The 18,911-nt window shown below is 73.5% G+C and carries 19 protein-coding genes; 10 read left to right on the top strand and 9 right to left on the bottom strand.

Going from position 1 to position 18,911, the window contains the following annotated elements:
• Positions 1-138 precede the first annotated feature (138 nt).
• Entirely contained in the window at positions 139-2,178 is a 2,040-nt protein-coding gene (locus AL2_RS07390) for a hydantoinase/oxoprolinase family protein (protein ID WP_067631220.1), read from the top strand.
• Positions 2,175-4,019: a hydantoinase B/oxoprolinase family protein gene (locus tag AL2_RS07385; protein ID WP_067631217.1), complete on the top strand. Its 1,845-nt coding sequence runs from the start codon at positions 2,175-2,177 to the stop codon at positions 4,017-4,019. Before AL2_RS07390 ends, AL2_RS07385 begins: the two co-directional genes overlap by 4 nt.
• Before the next feature lie 31 nt (positions 4,020-4,050).
• On the opposite strand, the gene AL2_RS07380 is transcribed toward AL2_RS07385, so the two are convergent.
• From AL2_RS07380 to AL2_RS07360, 5 genes are read right to left on the bottom strand one after another with little or no spacing between them, the layout of a single operon-like run.
• The gene (locus AL2_RS07380) at positions 4,051-4,614 is read right to left on the bottom strand and encodes a dihydrofolate reductase family protein (protein ID WP_067631214.1); all 564 of its coding nucleotides are present in this window, start codon (positions 4,612-4,614) and stop codon (positions 4,051-4,053) included.
• Between the two features lies 1 nt (position 4,615).
• Positions 4,616-5,431 carry an alpha/beta fold hydrolase gene (locus AL2_RS07375; protein ID WP_067631211.1) on the bottom strand — a complete coding sequence of 272 codons (816 nt, stop codon included), beginning with the start codon at positions 5,429-5,431 and terminating at the stop codon, positions 4,616-4,618.
• A gap of 50 nt (positions 5,432-5,481) precedes the next feature.
• Positions 5,482-6,198 carry an AraC family transcriptional regulator gene (locus AL2_RS07370; RefSeq protein ID WP_067631209.1) on the bottom strand — a complete coding sequence of 239 codons (717 nt, stop codon included), beginning with the start codon at positions 6,196-6,198 and terminating at the stop codon, positions 5,482-5,484.
• Positions 6,199-6,255: 57 nt separating this feature from the next.
• The gene (locus AL2_RS07365; RefSeq protein ID WP_157438049.1) at positions 6,256-6,576 is read right to left on the bottom strand and encodes a hypothetical protein; all 321 of its coding nucleotides are present in this window, start codon (positions 6,574-6,576) and stop codon (positions 6,256-6,258) included.
• A complete protein-coding gene (locus AL2_RS07360; protein ID WP_067631203.1) occupies positions 6,551-7,153 on the bottom strand; it encodes a tetratricopeptide repeat protein in 603 nt (200 codons plus the stop codon). Before AL2_RS07360 ends, AL2_RS07365 begins: the two co-directional genes overlap by 26 nt.
• A 176-nt stretch (positions 7,154-7,329) precedes the next feature.
• On the opposite strand from AL2_RS07360, the gene AL2_RS07355 reads away from it, so the two are divergent.
• Complete coding sequence (locus tag AL2_RS07355) at positions 7,330-8,550, top strand: phospholipase D-like domain-containing protein (protein WP_067631200.1); 1,221 nt, start codon at positions 7,330-7,332, stop codon at positions 8,548-8,550.
• A 12-nt stretch (positions 8,551-8,562) separates the two neighbouring features.
• Here the strand turns inward: AL2_RS07355 and AL2_RS07350 are convergent, their stop codons facing one another.
• The 3 genes from AL2_RS07350 to AL2_RS07340 all read right to left on the bottom strand — a co-directional run bounded on the left by AL2_RS07350 (position 8,563) and on the right by AL2_RS07340 (position 10,611).
• Positions 8,563-9,375, bottom strand: coding sequence for a class I SAM-dependent methyltransferase (locus tag AL2_RS07350; protein WP_067631197.1), 813 nt, complete (start codon positions 9,373-9,375; stop codon positions 8,563-8,565).
• Positions 9,376-9,402: 27 nt separating this feature from the next.
• Entirely contained in the window at positions 9,403-9,948 is a 546-nt protein-coding gene (locus tag AL2_RS07345; RefSeq protein WP_168444810.1) for an HNH endonuclease signature motif containing protein, read from the bottom strand.
• Positions 9,949-10,035: 87 nt separating this feature from the next.
• Complete coding sequence (locus AL2_RS07340; protein WP_168444809.1) at positions 10,036-10,611, bottom strand: uridine kinase family protein; 576 nt, start codon at positions 10,609-10,611, stop codon at positions 10,036-10,038.
• Positions 10,612-10,684: 73 nt separating this feature from the next.
• Here AL2_RS07340 and AL2_RS07335 point away from each other — a divergent pair, with 73 nt between their 5' ends.
• Together AL2_RS07335 and AL2_RS07330 are read left to right on the top strand one after the other, a co-directional pair.
• On the top strand, positions 10,685-11,890 hold the full coding sequence (locus AL2_RS07335; protein ID WP_067631188.1) for a CaiB/BaiF CoA transferase family protein: 1,206 nt from the start codon (positions 10,685-10,687) through the stop codon (positions 11,888-11,890).
• Positions 11,890-13,287 carry an acyl-CoA synthetase gene (locus tag AL2_RS07330; RefSeq protein ID WP_067631186.1) on the top strand — a complete coding sequence of 466 codons (1,398 nt, stop codon included), beginning with the start codon at positions 11,890-11,892 and terminating at the stop codon, positions 13,285-13,287. The genes AL2_RS07335 and AL2_RS07330 overlap by 1 nt, the downstream gene beginning before the upstream one ends.
• Here AL2_RS07330 and AL2_RS07325 read toward each other — a convergent pair.
• Entirely contained in the window at positions 13,284-13,859 is a 576-nt protein-coding gene (locus AL2_RS07325; RefSeq protein ID WP_083946164.1) for a TetR/AcrR family transcriptional regulator, read from the bottom strand. The genes AL2_RS07330 and AL2_RS07325 overlap by 4 nt on opposite strands.
• 78 nt (positions 13,860-13,937) lie before the next feature.
• Here AL2_RS07325 and AL2_RS07320 point away from each other — a divergent pair, with 78 nt between their 5' ends.
• The 5 genes from AL2_RS07320 to AL2_RS07300 all read left to right on the top strand — a co-directional run bounded on the left by AL2_RS07320 (position 13,938) and on the right by AL2_RS07300 (position 18,876).
• Entirely contained in the window at positions 13,938-14,579 is a 642-nt protein-coding gene (locus tag AL2_RS07320; RefSeq protein WP_067631183.1) for an NAD(P)-dependent oxidoreductase, read from the top strand.
• Positions 14,580-14,666: 87 nt separating this feature from the next.
• A complete protein-coding gene (locus AL2_RS07315) occupies positions 14,667-15,830 on the top strand; it encodes a pyridoxal phosphate-dependent aminotransferase (protein WP_083946162.1) in 1,164 nt (387 codons plus the stop codon).
• 166 nt (positions 15,831-15,996) lie between these two features.
• Complete coding sequence (locus AL2_RS07310; RefSeq protein ID WP_245666426.1) at positions 15,997-17,004, top strand: carbamate kinase; 1,008 nt, start codon at positions 15,997-15,999, stop codon at positions 17,002-17,004.
• Position 17,005: 1 nt separating this feature from the next.
• Positions 17,006-18,112: a barbiturase gene (gene bar, locus AL2_RS07305; protein ID WP_067631178.1), complete on the top strand. Its 1,107-nt coding sequence runs from the start codon at positions 17,006-17,008 to the stop codon at positions 18,110-18,112.
• Between the two features lie 68 nt (positions 18,113-18,180).
• The gene (locus AL2_RS07300) at positions 18,181-18,876 is read left to right on the top strand and encodes an SseB family protein (protein ID WP_067631175.1); all 696 of its coding nucleotides are present in this window, start codon (positions 18,181-18,183) and stop codon (positions 18,874-18,876) included.
• The last annotated feature ends 35 nt before the right edge of the window (positions 18,877-18,911 follow it).

Raw genomic sequence — 18,911 nt, 5'->3', positions numbered from 1 at the left:
GCTCCAGCTGTGTCGTGGTGGGTTCGTCGGATGGGAAAAGACTCAGCCTAGCCCTATGCGCTCTCGCCAAAGAACGACGCGCCCATTGGCAGATTGCGACGGTTTCGCAGGTGGGCACCGTCCGGTAGACCCTTCATCATGGCGAGGCGGCTGCGGATCGGGATCGACACGGGCGGGACGTTCACCGACGTCGTCGCGCTGGACGAGCACGGCGGGCTCGTCACCACCAAGACGCCGTCGACGCCCGCCGACCCGGCGGAGGGGTTCGCGACCGGGGTCGGCAAGGTGCTCGGCCTGCTCGGCGCGGAACCGGGGGACGTCGCGGCGCTGTCGCACGGCACGACGGTCGCGACGAACCGGCTCCTCGAAGACCGGATCGACGACCTCGGGTTCATCACGACCGAGGGGTTCGAGCCGATCCTGGAGATCGCGCGGCAGAGCGTCCCGGACGGCTACGGCAACAGCTACTTCTGGGTGAAGCCGCCGCGGATCGTCCCCGTGCACCGGGTGCGGGCGGTCGGCGGGCGGCTCGACCACACCGGCGCGGAGATCCGCCCGTTCGACGAGGCGTCGGCGGTGGCGGCGGCCCGCTGGTTCCGCGGCCAGGGCGTCCTCGCGATCGGGGTGTGCCTCCTGCACTCCTACGCCGACCCGTCGCACGAGCTGGCGATGCGGGAGGTGCTCCGCCGCGAGCATCCGGAGGCGGTCGTCTCGCTGTCGTGCGAGGTGCTGCGCGAGTACCGCGAGTACGAGCGGTCGGTGACGACGCTGGTGGACGCGGCGGTGAAGCCCGCGATGAACGGCTACCTGGGGCGCATCGCCGGCCGGGTCGCGTCCCGGCTGCTGGTGATGAAGAGCAACGGCGGCGTGCTGTCGGCGGACGAGGTCGCGTGGCAGCCGATCACGACGGTGCTGTCGGGCCCGGCGGCGGGGGCGCTCGGCGCGGCGTTCGTCGTCTCGCACAGCGGCCACGGCTCCGTCGTGACGCTGGACGGCGGCGGGACGTCCACCGATGTCGCGGTCGTCCTGGACGGCGAGCCGACGCTGACGACCGAGGGCTCCATCGGGCGGCACCCGGTCAAGATCCCGATGATCGACATCGTGACGGTCGGCGCGGGCGGCGGGTCGGTCGCGCGGCGGTCGCCCGAGGGCGCGCTGAAGGTCGGCCCGCGCAGCGCGGGCGCCGACCCCGGCCCGCTCTGCTACGGGCGCGGCGGCACCGAGGCCACGGTGACCGACGCGCACGCCGTCCTCGGCCGCATCCCGCCGCACCTGCTCGGCGGCGAGGTCCCCCTGGACGTCGGCGCCGCCCGCACCGGCCTGCGGGCGTTCGCCGACGACCTCGGGCTGACGCTCGAACGGGCCGCCGCCGGGATCCTGGAGATCTCCGCGTGGAACCAGGCCAACGCGATCCGGCAGATCACGGTGAAGCGGGGCCTGGACGTCCGCGACTACCCCCTGGTGGCGTTCGGCGGGTCGGGGCCGCTGCTCGCGTGCCGGCTGCTCGACGTCCTCGGGCTGCCCGCCGCCGTCGTCCCGGAGAACCCGGGCAACCTGTCGGCGTTCGGGCTGCTCACGGTGGACGTGAAGAACGACTACGTGCGGACGCGGGTCGTCCGCGACGCCGAACTCGACCCCTCGCTGCTGGGCGGCGTCTACACCGGGCTGGAGGCGGAGGCCGCCGCCGCCCTGGCCCGCGAGGGGTTCGCCGAGGACCGCCGCCGCTTCGCCCGCTCCGCCGACCTGCGCTACTGCGGCCAGGCGTTCGAGGTGCGGGTGTCCGCGCCCGCCGGGCCGCCGGACGAGGCGTTCCGCGCCGAGGTCGTCCGCCGGTTCCACGACGCGCACGAGGCCCTCTACGGCTACTGCTACCGGGACGACCCGCGCCATCCGGTCGAATGGGTCAACCTGCGGGTCTCCGGCATCGGCCCGATGGAGCGCCCCCTCCTCACCGAGCGCCCGCCCGGCGACGGCGACCCGTCGCGCGCCCGCACCGGCGCCCGCGCCGTGTACTTCGACGGCTGGGCGGAGACACCCGTCTACCGGCGCGAGAAGCTCGCCCCCGGCGACGCGGTCGAGGGCCCGGCCGTCATCGAGGAGTTCGGCTCGACACTGCCGCTCCACCCCGGCTTCACCGCGCGGCTCGACGGCTTCGGAAACCTGGTGGTGACGCGATGACCGACCCGCTGACCGACCCGATCCTGCTGGAGATCGTCGAGGGGACGCTCGCGTCCGTGGAGCGCGAGGTCGAGACGGCCATCGCCCGCACGGCCCGCTCCCCGATGATCCGGGACGCGCACGACTTCCGCGCCGGCATCCACGACCGCCGCCTCCGCAAGCTGACCGGCCGCTCCTACTCGGCGCTCGTCCAGCCCGTCGCGCGCGACTTCCCGCCGGAGACGATGCGCCCCGGCGACGTGTTCTTCCACAACGACGTGTACCTGTCGGAGGGCGGCATCGGCCACCTGCCCGACCTGTGCGTCACCGTCCCGGTGTTCCACTCCGGCGAGGTGGTCGCGTTCGTCCAGGCGTTCGGCCACCACGACGACATCGGCGGCGCCGTCCCCGGCTCGATGCCGAGCCACGCCCGCAGCGCGTTCGAGGAGGGCCTGATGGTCCCCCCGATCAAGCTGTGGGACCGGGGCGTCCCCAACGAGGCCGCGCTGACGATCATGACGCGCAACTCGCGGATGCCCGACTCCCTCGCCGGCGACCTCGACGCCGAGTGCTCGGCGTGCCTGATGGGCGCCCGCCGCCTCGGCGACCTGTTCGCCCGCTACGGCCGCGCGGACGTCGAGGCGTGCTTCGACGCGATCATCGACCGCACCACCGAGACGTTCCGCCGCGAGCTGCTCGCCAAGATCCCCGACGGCGTCTTCGTCTGGGAGGACTACGCCGAGCACGACGGCGTGGACCCGCCCCGGCTGCACGCCCAGCGCATCACGCTGACCGTCGACAAGGCGGCGGCCGTCCCGCTGACCATCGACTTCACCGGGACGTCCCCCCAGGCCAAGGGCCCCATCAACCACGCGGGCGACTACGCGGGCGGCGTCTTCCTGAAGAAGTGGCTGGCGCCCGTCCTGCGCAACCTCGCCGACACCCCCGAGCGCGCCGCCGAACTCGACGTCAACGAGGGCGTCGTGCCCCTCATCGAGATGCGCTTCCCGGAGAAGGGGACCCTCCTCACGCCGGTCTTCCCGGCCCCGACCAACGCCCGCACGTTCGTGATCCTGCGGCTCCTGGGCGTCCTCTCGGGCGTCCTGGCCAAGGCCACGAACGGCCGGATGCCCGCCGACCAGGAGACGATCCGCTACACCGGCGTCTACGGCGAGGACGACCGCGGCCCGTACCTGATGCGGGAGGTGCTCGGTGGCGGCTCGGGGGGCCGCTACTACGCCGACGGCGAGGACACCATCCACGTCGTGCCCGACTCCCGCAACATCCCCGCCGAGTTCGCCGAGGCGCGCTGGCCGTTCATCGTCGAACGCCTCGGCCTCGCCACCGACTCCGGCGGCCCGGGGGAGCACCGCGGCGGCCTCGGCTACGACAAGCACATCCGCATGCTCCGCGACGCCCGCTACATGTCGATCGCCGACCGCTCGATCCTGTCCTGCTGGGGCGTCGACGGCGGCCGCGCCGGACGCCCCTTCCGCGTCGACATCGACGGCGAGGAGATGGACGGCCTGGTGGACGACCACCTCGTCCGCGCCGGCCAGGTCATCCGCATCCGCACCACCGGCGGCGGAGGCTGGGGCGACCCCCTGAACCGCGAACCGTCCCGGGTGGCCGCCGACGTCCGCGACGGCAAGGTGTCCGAGGACGGCGCCCGCGACGACTACGGCGTGGTCCTGAGCGAAGGCGTCGTGGACGAGGGGGCGACGGCGGCCCTGCGCGCCCGCCTGCGGGCCGAACGAGGCCCCGTACCGTTCTTCGACCGGGGCCCCGGCTACCCGCGCCTGTCGGGCGGCGCCACGTCCGCCGACGTCGACACCCTCGACCGGGATCGCCCGGCGACCTGACCGGGCCGGAACGCGGCGATCGGCCCGCCGGTCAGCGAACCCGCTGATGGATGGTGACCAGGGAGTCCTTGCCGTACCTCGTCGACTCGGTGAGCGTCCACGTGCTCTTGTCGGACGTCGCCGTCCAGAGCCTGCGGCCGTGGCCGAGGATCACCGGGAACCACATGAGCCGGATCTCGTCGACCAGGTCGCCCGCGAGCAGGCTCTGGACGAGCCGGATGCTGCCGGGCACGGAGATCTCACCGGGGACGTCCCGCCTGAGCCGGGACACCTCTCCGGCGAGGTCGCCCGAGAGCACCGACGTGTTGTTCCATCCGGGGTCCCGAAGCGTGCCGGACACGACGTACTTCGGCATGGTGTTGTACTTGTCGGCGAGCTCGCCCTCGTACTCCGGCCACGCGGAGGCGAAGCCCTCGTAGGTGGTGCGGCCCAGCAGCAGCGCGGCGGACCCGAGCGCCTCGTCGGTCTTGAACCGCTCGCCGTCCTCGCCGCGGTCGAACGCGAAGCTCCAGTCCGGGTACTTGAAGTCCTCGCCGCCCGGGGCCTCGACGACGCCGTCCAGGGAGATGAACTCCGTCACGACGATCTTCCCCATGTCAGGCCCCCTCGGCGAAGTCGCCCAGCACGGACGCGAGGACGTCGGGCGTGGTGCTGTGGTTCTCGCCCGGGACCGCCTTCAGGGTGGCGGTCGGCAGGTGGTCCGCCAGCGCCTTCGCGCCAGCGGCGAGGTGCGGCCACGTGTCCTCGCCGTACAGCACGAGGACGGGCACGTCGACCTTGTCCCACAGGTCGGCGCGCAGCGGCCTGCCGGACATGGTGTCCCCGACGTTGCGGCCGTCGTAGGCGATCGTCGGGGCGACCGCCTCCAGCGCCGGCCAGAAGTCGGCGCCGCGCATCTCGCGGACGGCGTCCTCCGGCATCCCGGCGACGGCGGTCAGGAACAGCGCCACGGCGTCCCCGGGCCGCCCGTCGGCGACGGCCGCGTCGAGCCGCTCGACGTAGCGGGGCGGCAGCGGCGGGTGGCCGCCGCCGGCGATGACCGGCGGCTCGAACAGCGCCATCCGCGCGACGGGCGCCCCGGCCTGCGCCGCGTTGAGCGCCAGGTGCCCGCCGGACGACCAGGCGAACACCGTCGCCGGGCGGCCCCCGCCCGCCCGCTCGATGACCGCGGTGAGGTCCTCGACCTCGCGCTCGACCGCGTAGGGGGCGGTGTCTCCGCTCTCCCCGCGGCCGCGCCGGTCGTAGTTGATCACCCGGAACCGGCCGGCGAGCAGTTCCGCCGCCGCCGCGTTCTCGGGGGTCGAGGCGCGGTGGGCGGTCGCGCCGTCGATGAGGACGATCGGCTCCTCCTCGCCCCACGCGCTGTAGGCGATGACGGTTCCGTCGGGCGAGGTGACGGTGCCCTCGAACATCAGGTCACACCCTTCCAGTGTCGGGCCGCGTCGATCGCGGCGACCCAACCCTAGAAACGCTCGTCGCCCTCGATCTTGTACAGAAGCGACAGCGGCCCCCCGGCGTCCCGCCGCAGCTGCGTCGCGGTCCGGCCGATGAACCGCCGCAGCGACCTCGCCATGTGCGGCTGGTCGTAGTAGCCGAGCCGGTGCACGACCTCCAGGGACGGCACGCCCTCCCCGAGCAGCACCGCGGCGTGGCGGGCCCGGTCGATCTGCCGGATCGCGCCCTGCGTCAGGCCCGTCGAGGACGCGACGCGCCGCTCCACCGACCGGGACCCGACCCCGGCGGGCCCTCCCCGCACGATCTCGTCCACGAGCGGGTCGCGGATGACCACGCCCGCGCGCCCGAGCCTGCCGACGAGGTCCTCCGCGCTGTCGAAGCGGGGGATCTCCCATTCCTCGCCCCGCAGGACGAAGACGCGCCTGTCGGCGTACGGGCTCTCCCTCTCGGCGTCGACGAGCCCGGCGACCGGCAGATGCGGCATCGACGTCCCGTGCGCGAACGTGATCCCGAGCGAATCCGAGTCACCGGCCGCCGTCACGGTCGACGCCGCCGTCTCCGGCCCCCGGACGCCCGCGTGCACGGCGCCCTCGAACTCCCAGAAGACGAGTTCCCAGTTCGACGTCGCCACCGACGTCAGGCTCTCCACCCCGCCGGCGCGCCCGCGCCAGACACGAGCGACGTACGGCGAGTCGGACGCACGGTGCTCGCTCTCGATCGGCATGCGGCGCCCTCCCCGTAGGCTCCACCGATGCTACCGACCGCCCCGGGCGCGGCCGGCTCACCGCTCGGGTTCGCGCCCGGCGGCCAGTTCCTCGAAGACCCCGTCGGGGTCGTGCTGCTTCCAGTACCGGAACCTGAGGGAGACGCCCCCGGCCCCGAACGAGCGGATCGGCCGCGACCCGTCCACGAGGAAGCGGGGCTCGTCCCACTGCTGCGCCACGACCGCCAGCGGCCGGTCGCCGACGAGGATCCAGGTGGCCCTCCCGCTCGCGATCGAGGCGAGGAACCGCCGCTCCAGCAGGTGCGCCACGACGTCGGCCAGGGACGTCTCGCCCGGCAGGTCGATCGTCTCGTCATGGGGGCGGACGTCGTCCCCCATGGCGACGCTGTCGCGGTCGACCCGGATCATCATCGCCGGGCCGCCGACCGCGCCCGCCAGACCTCGGCCTCCTCCGTCCGGCCCGCGTCGGCCAGCAGGCCGGCGAGCTGCTCCGCCGCGCCGCCGCGCCGCCGTGCCCCTGCTCGGCCGCCGCGGTCAGCCAGGTCTCGGCGTCCCGCAGATCGCCTGCCTCCAGCTTCAGGCGCCCCAGGTTGGCCGTCCCGTCGACGTTCCCGGCGTCGGCGGCACGCCGGAACCACCGCTCGGCCTCCGCGTGCTCCCCCTCCAGGACGTGCTGGACGGCGAGGTTGTTCATCGTGATGCCGGCGCCGGCCTCGGCCGCGCGCCGGTACCAGGACATGGCCTCCTCGCGCCGGCCGGCGCGGCTGAGGCGCGACCCGAGGTCGCCCTCCCCGGCGGCCGGGCGGAAGTGGTCCCTGGCCGCCTCGACCAGCCCGAACCCGGCCAGCCGCGAGCACCACAGGGCCGCGGCGTCCTCGTCGTCCTCGGCCGCCGCCCCTCGCAACGCGATCTTCGCCGCAGGACCGATCCCCTGGGAAAGCCCGTCACCGCTCATGGCACCACGCTAACGACGAAGATCACCCGACCGTACCGATTTCGGCAGATGTACGGACAGGTATGAAACGCGCGGACAGGGGGACGAATCCCCGCCGAACGATCGGCTTCGGATCCTCGGCGCGCCCGGCGAGGACGGGCTGGTCGTCGACGGCAGTGTAAGGAGAAGAGGCCGGAATGACCGTCCCCCAGCAACGACCGGCGCAACCCGAGACCACCCCCGGCGCCCCCGCGACACCCCCCGCAGACCGCGCGCACCGGATCCGCCGGTCCCTGGAGCGGCTCATCGGCGTGGCGGCGACGGAGGGCAACGCCGTGACCCCCCTGATCAACGGGGATGCGATCTTCCCCGCGATGCTGGACGAGATCGCCGGAGCCCGGCACACCATCGACATGATGACCTACGTCTATTGGCGCGGGGACATCGCCCGCCGCTTCGCCGACGCGCTGTCGGACCGTGCGCGCGCCGGGGTGCGGGTCCGCCTGCTCCTGGACGGCATCGGCAGCTGGCAGATCGAAAGGGATCTTCTGGACCGGATGGACCGGGCGGGCGTCACGGTCAGATGGTTCCGCAAGCCCATCGCCCGCTCACCGTTCAAGCAGAACCACCGCTGCCACCGCAAGGTGCTCGTCGTGGACGAGCGGACGGCGTTCACCGGGGGAGTCGGCATCGCCGAGGAATGGTGCGGCGACGCCCGCAACGAGCACGAGTGGCGGGACAGCCACTTCCGGGTGCGCGGACCCGCGGTGGACGGCATCGCGGCCGCGTTCGCCCAGAACTGGGCCGAGGTCGACGACGTGCTGTTCGACGACCGCGACCGCTTCGGCGAACACGACCCGGCGGGCGACGCCGTGGTGCAGGTCGTGCGCGGGTCGGCCAGTCTCGGCTGGCAGGACATGCAGACCCTCTTCAGGGTCGTCCTCCAGTTGGCGGAGCGGCGGCTGCGGGTGGCCACCGCCTACTTCGCCCCCGATCCCTACTTCATCGACCTGCTGTGCGAGACGGCCGGCCGCGGCGTCGAGGTGGACCTGCTGCTGCCGGGTCCGCACGCCGACAAGCGCGTGAGCCGCCTGGCGAGCCAGCGGAACTACGAGACGCTCCTGGGCTGCGGCGTGCGCATCCACCAGTACCGGGCGTCCATGCTGCACACCAAGATCATCACCATGGACGGGATGGTCTCCCTGCTCGGCTCGACGAACTTCAACCGGCGGTCCCTCGACCACGACGAGGAGGTCATGCTCGCCGTGATCGACGAAGACCTGACCACGACGCTCGACGCCCACTTCGACGACGACCTGGCCCGCAGCGAGCGGGTCGACCACGCGCGCTGGGCCCGGCGTTCCCTGACCCAGCGCGCCAGGGAACTGTCGATCACCCCGATCCGCCGCTTCCTGTAGGCACCGGCCCGGTCAGGGCGAGGGCTTGGCGGCGCGGAGGGAGTACATCAGCGGGACGCGGGGACGGCCCTCGGGAGGGCGGTAGGCGGTGCCGTCCCGCTCCAGTACGGAGAACCGCTGCCAGAGCGTGTAGTCGTGCTCATGCAGGAAGTCGATGCGCAGGCCGGCAGCGGCCAGGGCCGTGACGACCTCGCCCAGCCCGTGGACGAACTCGATCGACCGGGTGTGCTGGACGGACGCCTGCGGATCGGCGTAGCTGCCCGCGTCCGGCTCGTCCCAGATCTGCGGCCCCTCGGCGAAATAGTCGTAGGCGACCGTGTGGCCTTCCTCATCATCGAGGGTGTCGGCGAAGGGGTGGAACTCCGCGAGATAGAGGAACCCGCCCGGACGCAGAAGTGACGCGACGACCTCGGCCCAGCGGCCGATGTCGGGAAGCCAGCACAGGGCGCCGAGACCCGTGTAGACGATGTCGTAGGTGTCGTCGAGGACGGTCGGCGCGTCGTAGACGTCCGAGGCGACGAAGCGCGCTTGCAGACCTGTCTCCTCAGCCACCGCGCGGGCGGCCTCGACGGCCTTCTCGGAGAAGTCCAGGCCGGTGACGTGCGCGCCTCGGCGGGCCCAGGAGAGCGTGTCGAGACCGAAATGGCACTGGAGGTGGACCAGCCGAAGGCCGGTGACGTCCCCGACCTCGGCCAGCTCGAAGTCTCGCAGGGGCTGACCCCCGGCCTTGAATCCGGCGACGTCGTAGAAGTCACTGGCGACGTGTATCGGGACTCGTTCGTCCCAGAGCGCCTTGTTGACCGCGACGTACTCCGCACTGGTCATGGCTGTGAGCGTATGCCCCGCAGGCCGTCAGGCGGCGCGCGGCCACGGTGGCGGGCGGCGTTCGGCAGGGGGGTCGGCTCCGGGTGGACGCAGCCGGTAGATGTAGCGGCCGTTCTCGTCCGTCGTGATGTGGAGCCGATCCGGGTTGGTGTGCTTGTAGCGGTTGTGCCAGCCACAGCACAGGGACAGTACGTCGATGTCGGTGGGGGAGCGGCCGAGTGCCCAGCCGCGTACGTGGTCGACCTCGCACAGCGTCCCGGGGACCTCGCAGCCCTGTACCGCACACGTCGGGTAGAGGGTCTCCAGGACCTGGCGCTGCGGGCCGGTGGCGAACCGGACCCTGTGGCCGAGGTAGAGGGGCGTGTGCCCGCGTCCCAGCAGCAGAGGCGACACGCCGGCGTTGAGCGCGATGCGGCGGGCCTGTGCTGCGGGGATCGGGGTCCCGTCGGTCAGCCGCGCCGGGGCGGTGCCGCCGGTGAGAGTGTCGAGGTCGCAGACGACGGTGACCTTGGTGGCGCGGTGGCCGCCCGACAGCACGGCACCGAGTGCGGCCGCGAAACCAAAGCACGCCACCAAAGAGTCCCCAAAGCACGCCACAAAAACCCGCCCCCACCAACCGAACACCGAAGACCGACACTCCACACCCAACTGAGGCACCCGTTACGGGTCGGATGCGATTGAGAACCGATGCGGAGTGAAAGTGGTCCCGTCCACCTGGAGGTCGCAGCGGGCTTTGGTACCGTCCTTGACGAAGAACTCGCCCTCGCGCGCGGCCCACCGCTCCCAGGCGTCGGCGTACTCCACGCCGTCGCGGGCGAGGGCGCGGGCTTGGCGGACGTCGTAGGGGGCGTCGATCCAGATGCGGTAGGCGGCGGGCGACCCGGCCCAGGCCGAGCCGACGCCCTCGACGATGAGGACGGGCGGCGGTGAGATCTCCTCTTCGGGGCCGTAACCGTCGCGGTGCCAGTCGTAGCGGCGCAGCCGGGCCGGACGCCCCGCGCAGAGCGGGCCGAGAACGGCGACGCGCAGAGGCTCCCACCAGGTCAGCGGGTCGGCCTCCCAGGGAACCCGGAAGTCGTCCGACCGGATGACGGGCGCCCCGACCAGAACCTCGGCCAGGTGGTCGGTGAACGTCGACTTGCCGGCGCCGCTCGGCCCGTCCACCGCGACCAGGCGCGCCGGACCGCAGGACGGCGGCAGCGCGAGCAGCCGCGCGGCGAGCGCGGGGTAGGTCATGGCGGGTCCCGGCACGGACGGCATACTTCCAGGTGCCGCACCCGCGAAGGAGCACCCGCTAAGGAGGACGTCCTTGCCCGGACCGCTCGAAGGCGTCGTGATCGTCGACCTCAGCCGGGTCGTGGCGGGCCCGCAGGCCACCATGACCCTCGCCGACCTCGGCGCCAGGGTCATCAAGGTCGAGCATCCCGGCGGCGGGGACGAGACCCGCGGCTGGGGGCCGCCGTTCGCGGGCGACGACCAGGTCAGCACCTACTACCTGTCGATCAACCGGAACAAGGAGTCGATCACCCTCGACCTGAAGTCGGACGAGGGTGCGGGCGTCCTGGCCCGGCTGGTGCGGCACGCCGACGTGCTGGTGGAGAACTTCCGGCCGGGAGTGCTCGACCGGCTCGGCTTCCCCGTCGAGCGGCTGCACGAGCTGAACCCCGGGCTGATCGTCCTGTCCATCACCGGCTTCGGGCACGGCGGCCCGGAGGGCGGGCGCCCCGGCTACGACGCCATCGTGCAGGGCGAGGCGGGGATCATGAGCGTGACCGGCCCGCCCGGCACACCCAGCAAGGTCGGCCTGTCGATCGCCGACATCCTCGCGGCGCACAACGGCGTCGCCGGGGTGCTGGCCGCCCTGTACGAGCGGACCCGGACGGGACGCGGGACGGTCGTCCGCACCTCGCTGCTGGCGTCGGTCGTCGGCGCGCACATGTTCCAGGGGACGCGCTGGACGGTCGCCCGCGACGCCCCCGAATCGGTGGGCAACGACCATCCGTCCATCGCCCCGTACGGGACGTTCCACTGCGAGGACGGGCAGATCCAGATCGGGGTGGCCAACCAGAACCTGTGGCGCCGGTTCGCGCCGCTCGTCGGCCTCGACCCCGACGACCCGCGCTACGCGACGATCCCCGACCGCGCCGCGCACCGCGCGGAGCTGACCGCCGACATCGAGAAGGCCCTCGCGGACGGCACGCGCGACGTGTGGCTCGCGCGGCTGGACGAGGCGGGCGTCCCGGCGGGCGCGATCCGGTCGATCGACGAGGTGTACGAGTGGGACCAGACGCGCTCGCAGGGCCTCGTCATCGAGGTCGATCATCCGCAGCTCGGCCGCATCGAGCTGCCGGGCCCGCCGCTGCGCTTCGACGGGGCGGCCCCGCGCGACCACACCGCGCCGCCCCTGCTCGGCGAGCACACCGGCGAGGTACTGGCCTGGCTGGAGGAGCGGGAGGAGCGGGAGGATCTGCGGAAAGAGAAGAAAGAGAAGGAGAAGAGGGAGAGGGACGAGTGATGGACCTGCTCGGCGAGACCGGCGGCCCGATCCGCATCGCCGGCCGCGAACTGTCCCGCGACGGACTGCTCGGCCGGGCGGCCGCCGTGGCGGCGGAGGTCCGCGGCGCGGACGCGGTCGCCGTGCACGCCACGGCCTCCCTGGAGACGGTCGCGGCGGTCGTCGGCGGCCTCCTCGCGGGCGTCCCGGTGGTGCCGCTGCCGCCCGACTCGGGGCCTGCCGAGCGCGCCCACATCCTGGGCGACTCGGGCGCGAGCATGATCCTCGCCGCCGGTGGCACCGAGCCCGTCGACGGCGAGCCGCCCCTAGTCCCGGTCGACGGGCTGCCGCGCGGCGGGGACGGCGCCGCGGCCGGCGTCCCCGGCGACGCGACCGCGCTGATCCTCTACACGAGCGGCACGACGGGCGCGCCGAAGGGCGTGCTCATCTCGCGGCGCGCGATCGCCGCCGGGCTGGACGCGCTCGCGGAGGCCTGGGCCTGGACGCCCGACGACGTCCTCGTCCACGGGCTGCCCCTGTTCCACGTGCACGGGCTCGTCCTCGGCGTGCTCGGGGCGCTGCGGACCGGGTCGCGGCTCGTCCACACCGGGCGTCCCAGGCCCGAGCTGTACGCGGAGGCTGCGCAGAAGGACGGCGGCAGCCTGTTCTTCGGCGTCCCCACGGTCTGGTCCAGGACGGCGGCGGACCCGTCCACCGCGCGGGCCCTCCGCACCGCGAGGCTGCTCGTCTCCGGCAGCGCGCCGCTGCCCGTGCCCGTCTTCGAGCGCCTCGCCGGACTCACCGGGCACCGTCCCGTCGAGCGCTACGGCATGACCGAGACCCTCATCACGCTCAGCGCGCGCGCCGACGGCGACAGGCGGCCCGGCTACGTCGGCACTCCGCTGCCGGGCGTCGAGACGCGCCTCGTCGCCGAGGACGGCACGCCCGTCCCGCCGGACGGGGAGACGCCCGGCGAGCTGCACGTCCGCGCCCCGCTGCTGTTCAAGGGCTACCTCAACCGCCCCGAGGCGACCGCGGAGTCGTTCGCGCCGGACGGCTGGTTCCGCACCGGCGACATCGCCGCCGCCGGCCCGGACGGCTGGCACCGCATCGTCGGCCGCGCGTCCACCGACCTCATCAAGAGCGGCGGCTACCGGATCGGCGCTGGCGAGATCGAGAACGCGCTGCTCGCCCACCCCGCGGTGCGGGAGGCCGCCGTCGTCGGCACGCCGCACGACGACCTCGGCGAGCAGGTCACCGCCTACGTCGTCGCCGACGGCGTCGCCGAGACCCGGCTCATCGAGTTCGTCGCCGAGCGCCTGTCGGTGCACAAGCGGCCCCGCGTCGTCCACCTGGTCGACTCGCTGCCGCGCAACGCGATGGGCAAGGTCGTCAAGACCCGGCTGGGGGAGCTCTAGGGCAGCAGCTCGGCCAGCAGCGGGCGGACGAGGTCGCGGGCGAACGACTCGGGGAGGTCCGCGCCGTCCTCGCCCTCCGCGAAGTACAGCAGGAACCCCTGCTGGAAGCAGGCGCCCATCAGCAGCGCCGCCGCCGCGGCCGTGTCGGCGCCGGCGGCGACGCGGCCGAGGACGCGTTCGGCGTCCAGGTACCGGGCCAGGGCCCGCACCGGCTCCTGCGGGCCCGCGCCGTACTTGCGCAGCGACTCCCGCGTCGCGTTCATCAGCCGGGGCTGCGCCGCCATCGAGGCCATCATCGGGAACGTCAGCCGGTAGAAGCGCAGGCCGCCCTGGACGACCGCGACGAGGTTGGCCTCCACCGTCTCCTCACCGGGCACGCCCATCGAGGTGAACGGCGGCATCCGCTCCTTCAGCACGCTCACCATCAGCTCCTCCTTGTCGCGGAAGTGCTTGTACAGCAGCGCCTCGGAGTAGCCGGCCGCCTTCGCGATCTCCTTGGTGGTGGCGCGGGCGACGCCGTGCCGCCGCATGATGTCCGCCGCGGCGTCCAGGATCCGTTCCCGCGCGCTCAAAGAGGCCCCCTTGACAGGTGAGTGAACGCTTACCAGAGTAGGGGTTAGTAAATGCTCACTCACCCCAGGGGGAATCCGATGCGGCTCACGATCTTCGGGGCGACCGGCGGGACCGGCGTCCTCACCGTCCGGCGGGCGCTGGACGCCGGGCACGAGGTGACCGCCGTCGTCCGCGACCCGGCCGGCCTCCCGTCCGACCTGCGCGCCTGCGCGGACGTCGTGCAGGCCGACGTCACGGACCCGGCCGCGATCGAGGAGGCGGTCAAGGGGAGCGACGCCGTCCTGTCCGCCCTCGGCACCCGCGAGGGCCGCGCGCCGACGCGCGTCTGCGAGGACGGCACGCGCGGCATCGCCACCGCCATGACCGCGGCCGGTGCCGACCGGTTCATCCTGGTCAGCGCGTCCGGCCTGCACGCGGGGCCGGGCGACGACCCGCTCACCCGGTTCGTCGTCAAGCCGCTGATCCTGCAGCCCCTCCTCAAGCACGCTTTCGCCGACATGCGCGCCGCCGAGGACGTCACCCGCGGCTCCGGCCTGAACTGGACGATCGTCCGCCCGCCGCGCCTCACCAACGGGCCCGGCAACGGCCGCTACCGCAAGGCCGTCGACCGCAACGTCCTCGGCGGCGCCTCCATCGCCCGCGCCGACCTGGCCGCGGCGCTCCTCGACGTGGCGGGCGACCCGTCCGCCGTCGGGCACGTCGTCAGCGTCTCCGGCTGAGGAGACGACACCTGCCCTGCCGATCGCCTGACATGCGCCGGCCGCCGAGCGGATGGGCTGGATCCGAGCCCCGTTAGTCTGGTCGGCGTGGGTGAGCCTCTCGTAGCGCGCATGCAGGGATTCGGCGAGACGATCTTCGCTGAGATGTCGGCTCTCGCCGTCCGCACCGGCTCGATCAATCTGGGCCAGGGCTTTCCGGACGAGGACGGCCCCGCGGGCGTCCTGGACGCGGCGGTGGAGGCCATCCGCTCGGGCGGCAACCAGTACCCTCCGGGGCCGGGCGTGCCCGAGCTGCGCGAGGCGGTGGCGGTGCAGCGGCTGGGGCGGTACGGGCTGACGTACGACCCGGCGACCGAGGTGTACGTGACGGTCGGCGCCACCGAAGGAATCGCCGCGTCCGTGCTCGCGCTGGCGGGGCCCGGTGACGAGGTCATCGTCTTCGAGCCGTACTACGACTCCTACGCGGCCGTGATCGCGCTGGCCGGGGCGGTGCGCAGGCCCGTCATGCTGCGGCCGGTGGAGGGGCGCTTCACGTTCGACCCGGACGAGCTGCGCGCCGCCGTCGGGCCGCGCACCAGGGCGGTCCTGGTGAACTCGCCGCACAACCCGGCCGGCACCGTCTTCACGCGGGACGAGCTGGAGGCCATCGCCGGCGTGTGCCGCGAGCACGACCTCGTCGCGATCACCGACGAGGTGTACGAGTACCTCACGTTCGACGACGCCGAGCACATCCCGCTCGCCACGCTCGACGGGATGCGGGAGCGGACGGTGTCGGTGTCGTCCGCCGGCAAGTCGTTCTCCGTCACCGGATGGAAGACCGGCTGGGTGACCGCGCCCGCCCCCTACGTCCGGGCCGTCCAGACCGTGAAGCAGTTCCTCACGTACGCGGTCAGCGCCCCCTACCAGCGGGCCGCCGCGTACGCGCTGCGCAACGAGATCCCCTGGGTGGAGGAGCTGCGCAAGTCGCTGCAGGCCAAGCGCGACCGCCTCATCACCGGCCTGGAAGCCGCCGGTTTCACCACCTACCGGCCGCAGGGCACGTACTTCGTGCAGGCCGACATCCGGCCGCTCGGTTTCACCGACGGCATGGAGCTGGCCCGCGCCCTGCCGGAGAAGGCGGGCGTCGTGGCCATCCCGACGCAGGTGTTCTACGACCACGCCGACGCGGGCGCCCATTTCGTCCGGTTCGCGTTCTGCAAGAAGGACGAGGTCATCGACGAGGCCGTGGAGCGACTCGCCCGCCTCCGCTGAGAAATCGGGGACCGTGGACGGGATCCCGACCGACCCGGCGGGAGGTACTCGCGGATGCCGGTGCGGCTCGCTCGGCGCGCGTCCCTAGAAAGTGCCGAAGAAGCGGCGCTCGTTGGGCGGATTTCGCCCGTGAGCGCCGCCCCTTCGCACGGCTAGCGTCCGTCCCGTGACCTGGAACGGCGGGGGATCGCTCAGCGGCGAGCGGATCCTGATCGCGCTCGGCGGCAACGCCATGACCGCACCGGACGGCAGCGCCACCCCGGACGCGCAGGCGGCGGCGATCGAGGCCGCGATGGCGCACGTGGCGGAGCTGGTCGCGGCGGGCGCGCGGGTCGCGCTCACGCACGGCAACGGGCCGCAGGTCGGCAACCTGCTCATCAAGAACCAGCTGGCGGCGGGGGTGGTGCCGCCCGTCCCGCTGGACTGGTGCGGCGCCCAGACCCAGGCCACCGTCGGCGTGATGATCATGAATGCGCTGGAGCGGGCGCTGCGCGCGCGGGGCGCGGCCCGCCCGGTGTCCACGGTCGTGACGCGGACGCTCGTGGACGCGTCCGACCCCGGGTTCGGGGCCCCCGCCAAGCCGATCGGCCGGTACTTCCCCGAGGAGCAGGCGCGCCGCTCCATGGCGCACGGCGAGACGTGGCGGCCGTTCGGGGAGCGGGGCTGGCGGCGCGTCGTCGCCTCGCCCGAGCCGCTGGAGATCCTGGACGCGGACGCGGCCGGGGTGCTGCTCGACGCCGGACACGTCGTCGTCGCGGCGGGCGGCGGGGGAGCGCCCGTCGTCCGGGAGGACGGGACGCTGCGCGGCGTCGAGGCCGTCGTCGACAAGGACCTGGCGGCGCAGCTGCTGGCCCGTCGGCTCGGCGCGTCCACCCTCGTGATCGCCACGGACGTGGAGAACGCGATGGCCGGGTTCGGGACGCCGCGGGCGCGCCCGCTGCACCGCACCACGATCGCCGAGCTGGCGGAGCTGGCCGCCGCCGGGCACTTCGCCGGCGGCAGCATGGGCCCCAAGGTGGAGGCGGTGCGGCGGTTCGTCGCCTCCGGCGGGAGGCGCGCCGCGATCGCGTCGCTGGCCCGGCTCGGCGACGCCGCGCACGGCGCGGCGGGGACGGTCGTCGAGGCGCCGCCCGGGGTACAGACCGAGTCGACCACAGCAGCTGAGGAGCGATGACGTGCCCGATCCGATCGAAGTCCGCAAGATCCCCATCGAGTCCGTGACCGACGCGTCCGGGCTGGCCCGGCTGATCGACGACGGCGTCCTGGAGGCCGACCGGGTCCTCGCCGTCGTCGGCAAGACCGAGGGCAACGGCGGCGTGAACGACTACACGCGGCTGCTCGCCGACCGGGCGTTCCGCGAGGTGCTCGTCGCGAAGGGCACGCGGCCGGCGGACGAGGTGGCGCGCGTCCCCCTCGTGTGGTCGGGCGGCACCGACGGGGTGCTCAGCCCGCACGCGACGGTGTTCGCCACCGTCGACCCCGCGAAGGCCCCCGCGTCGGACGAGCCGCGCCTGTCGGTCGGCGTCGCGATGAGCGACGTCATCCTGCCCGAGGACATCGGGCGGCCCGCGATGGTCGAGACCGTCGCCGCCGGCGTCCGCGAGGCCATGAAGATCGCGGGAATCGACGACCCGGCCGACGTCCACTACGTCCAGACGAAGACGCCGCTGCTCACCCTCGACACGATCAACGACGCGAAGTCGCGCGGCCGCGACGTCGTCACCGAGGACACGCTCAAGTCGATGGACATCTCCAACTCGACCACGGCGCTCGGTATCGCCGTCGCGCTCGGCGAGATCGCGACACCGTCGGCGGAGCAGATCCACAAGGACCTGTCGCTGTACTCGTCGGTGGCGTCCTGCTCGTCCGGCGTGGAGCTCGACCGGGCGCAGATCGTCGTCGTCGGCAACGTGCGCGGCGTCGGCGGCCGGTACCGGGCCGGGCACGGTGTGATGAAGGACGCACTGGACGCCGACGGCATCTGGGACGCCGTCCGGAGCACCGGCCTCGATCTGCCCGACCGGCCCCGCACGTCCGACCTCGGCGACCGGCTCGTCAACGTGTTCATCAAGTGCGAGGCGGACCCGGCCGGCTCGGTGAGGGGCCGCCGGAACATCATGCTGGACGACTCCGACGTGCACTGGCACCGGCAGATCAAGGCGTGCGTCGGCGGTGTGGCGGCGTCCGTCACGGGCGACCCGGCGGTGTTCGTGTCGGTGGCGGCCGTCCACCAGGGGCCCTCGGGCGGCGGCACCGTGGCCGCCATCGCCGACCTCGGGTGACCGGGCGGGCACGGACAGTATCCGGATAGGCGCCCACGGCGGCCGCCGGAGGTTATAGCCTTCCTGCCGTGTCCGGACTGACCATTCCCGAACCACAGTTCCCCGGGGACGACGGAAGCGCCGATCCCCGGCTCTGCGAAGCGCTCGCCGGGTACGCGGCCGGGCGCGTCGGCGCGCACGCGGTGCTGCGGCGGCTGCAGGGCGCCCGGCTGCTCGTGCCGATCGTCGCCGTCCTCACCGAGGAGGAGGACGTCGCGCCGGGCGAGCTGCGGCGCGAGAAGAGCAGCGACATGGCGGTGCCCACGCTGATCGGCGACGACGGGCGGCGCGGCGTCCTCGGCTTCACCTGCACGGAGACGATGAAGGCGTGGCGCGCCGACGCCCGCCCGGTGACGGTGCGCGGCGGCGACGCGTGCCGCGCCGCCCTCGACGAGGGCGCCGACGCCCTGGTCGTGGACGTCGCGGGCCCCGTCCCGTTCGCCGTGGACGGCCTGCGCCTGCACCTGCTCGCCGAGGGACGCCCCGTCCCGCCGCCGCACGAGGACCCCGACGTCCTCGCCGCCGTCGAGGCCGCGTTCGGCTCCGACCCGTCGGTGACCGGCGTCCGGGTGGCCGAGGGGACGTCCGCCGAGGTCGCCGTCCGGTTCGCGGTCGTCGCGGGGCACGATGAGCGCGCCACCGTCCAGCGGGTGTCCGACCGGCTCGCGGAGGTGCTCCGCGGGCGCATCGTCGGGGGCGTCGAGCTCAACCTCCTGCGCCGGTAGAGCGGGCGGCGTCCGGCCGTGCCGCCCGCTCCCCG

The organism is Actinomadura latina NBRC 106108, from assembly GCF_001552195.1.
GTDB lineage: Bacteria > Actinomycetota > Actinomycetes > Streptosporangiales > Streptosporangiaceae > Spirillospora > Spirillospora latina.
The sequence above is the reverse complement of the archived record's forward strand: the minus strand, read 5'-3'. Positions and strand labels throughout refer to the sequence as shown.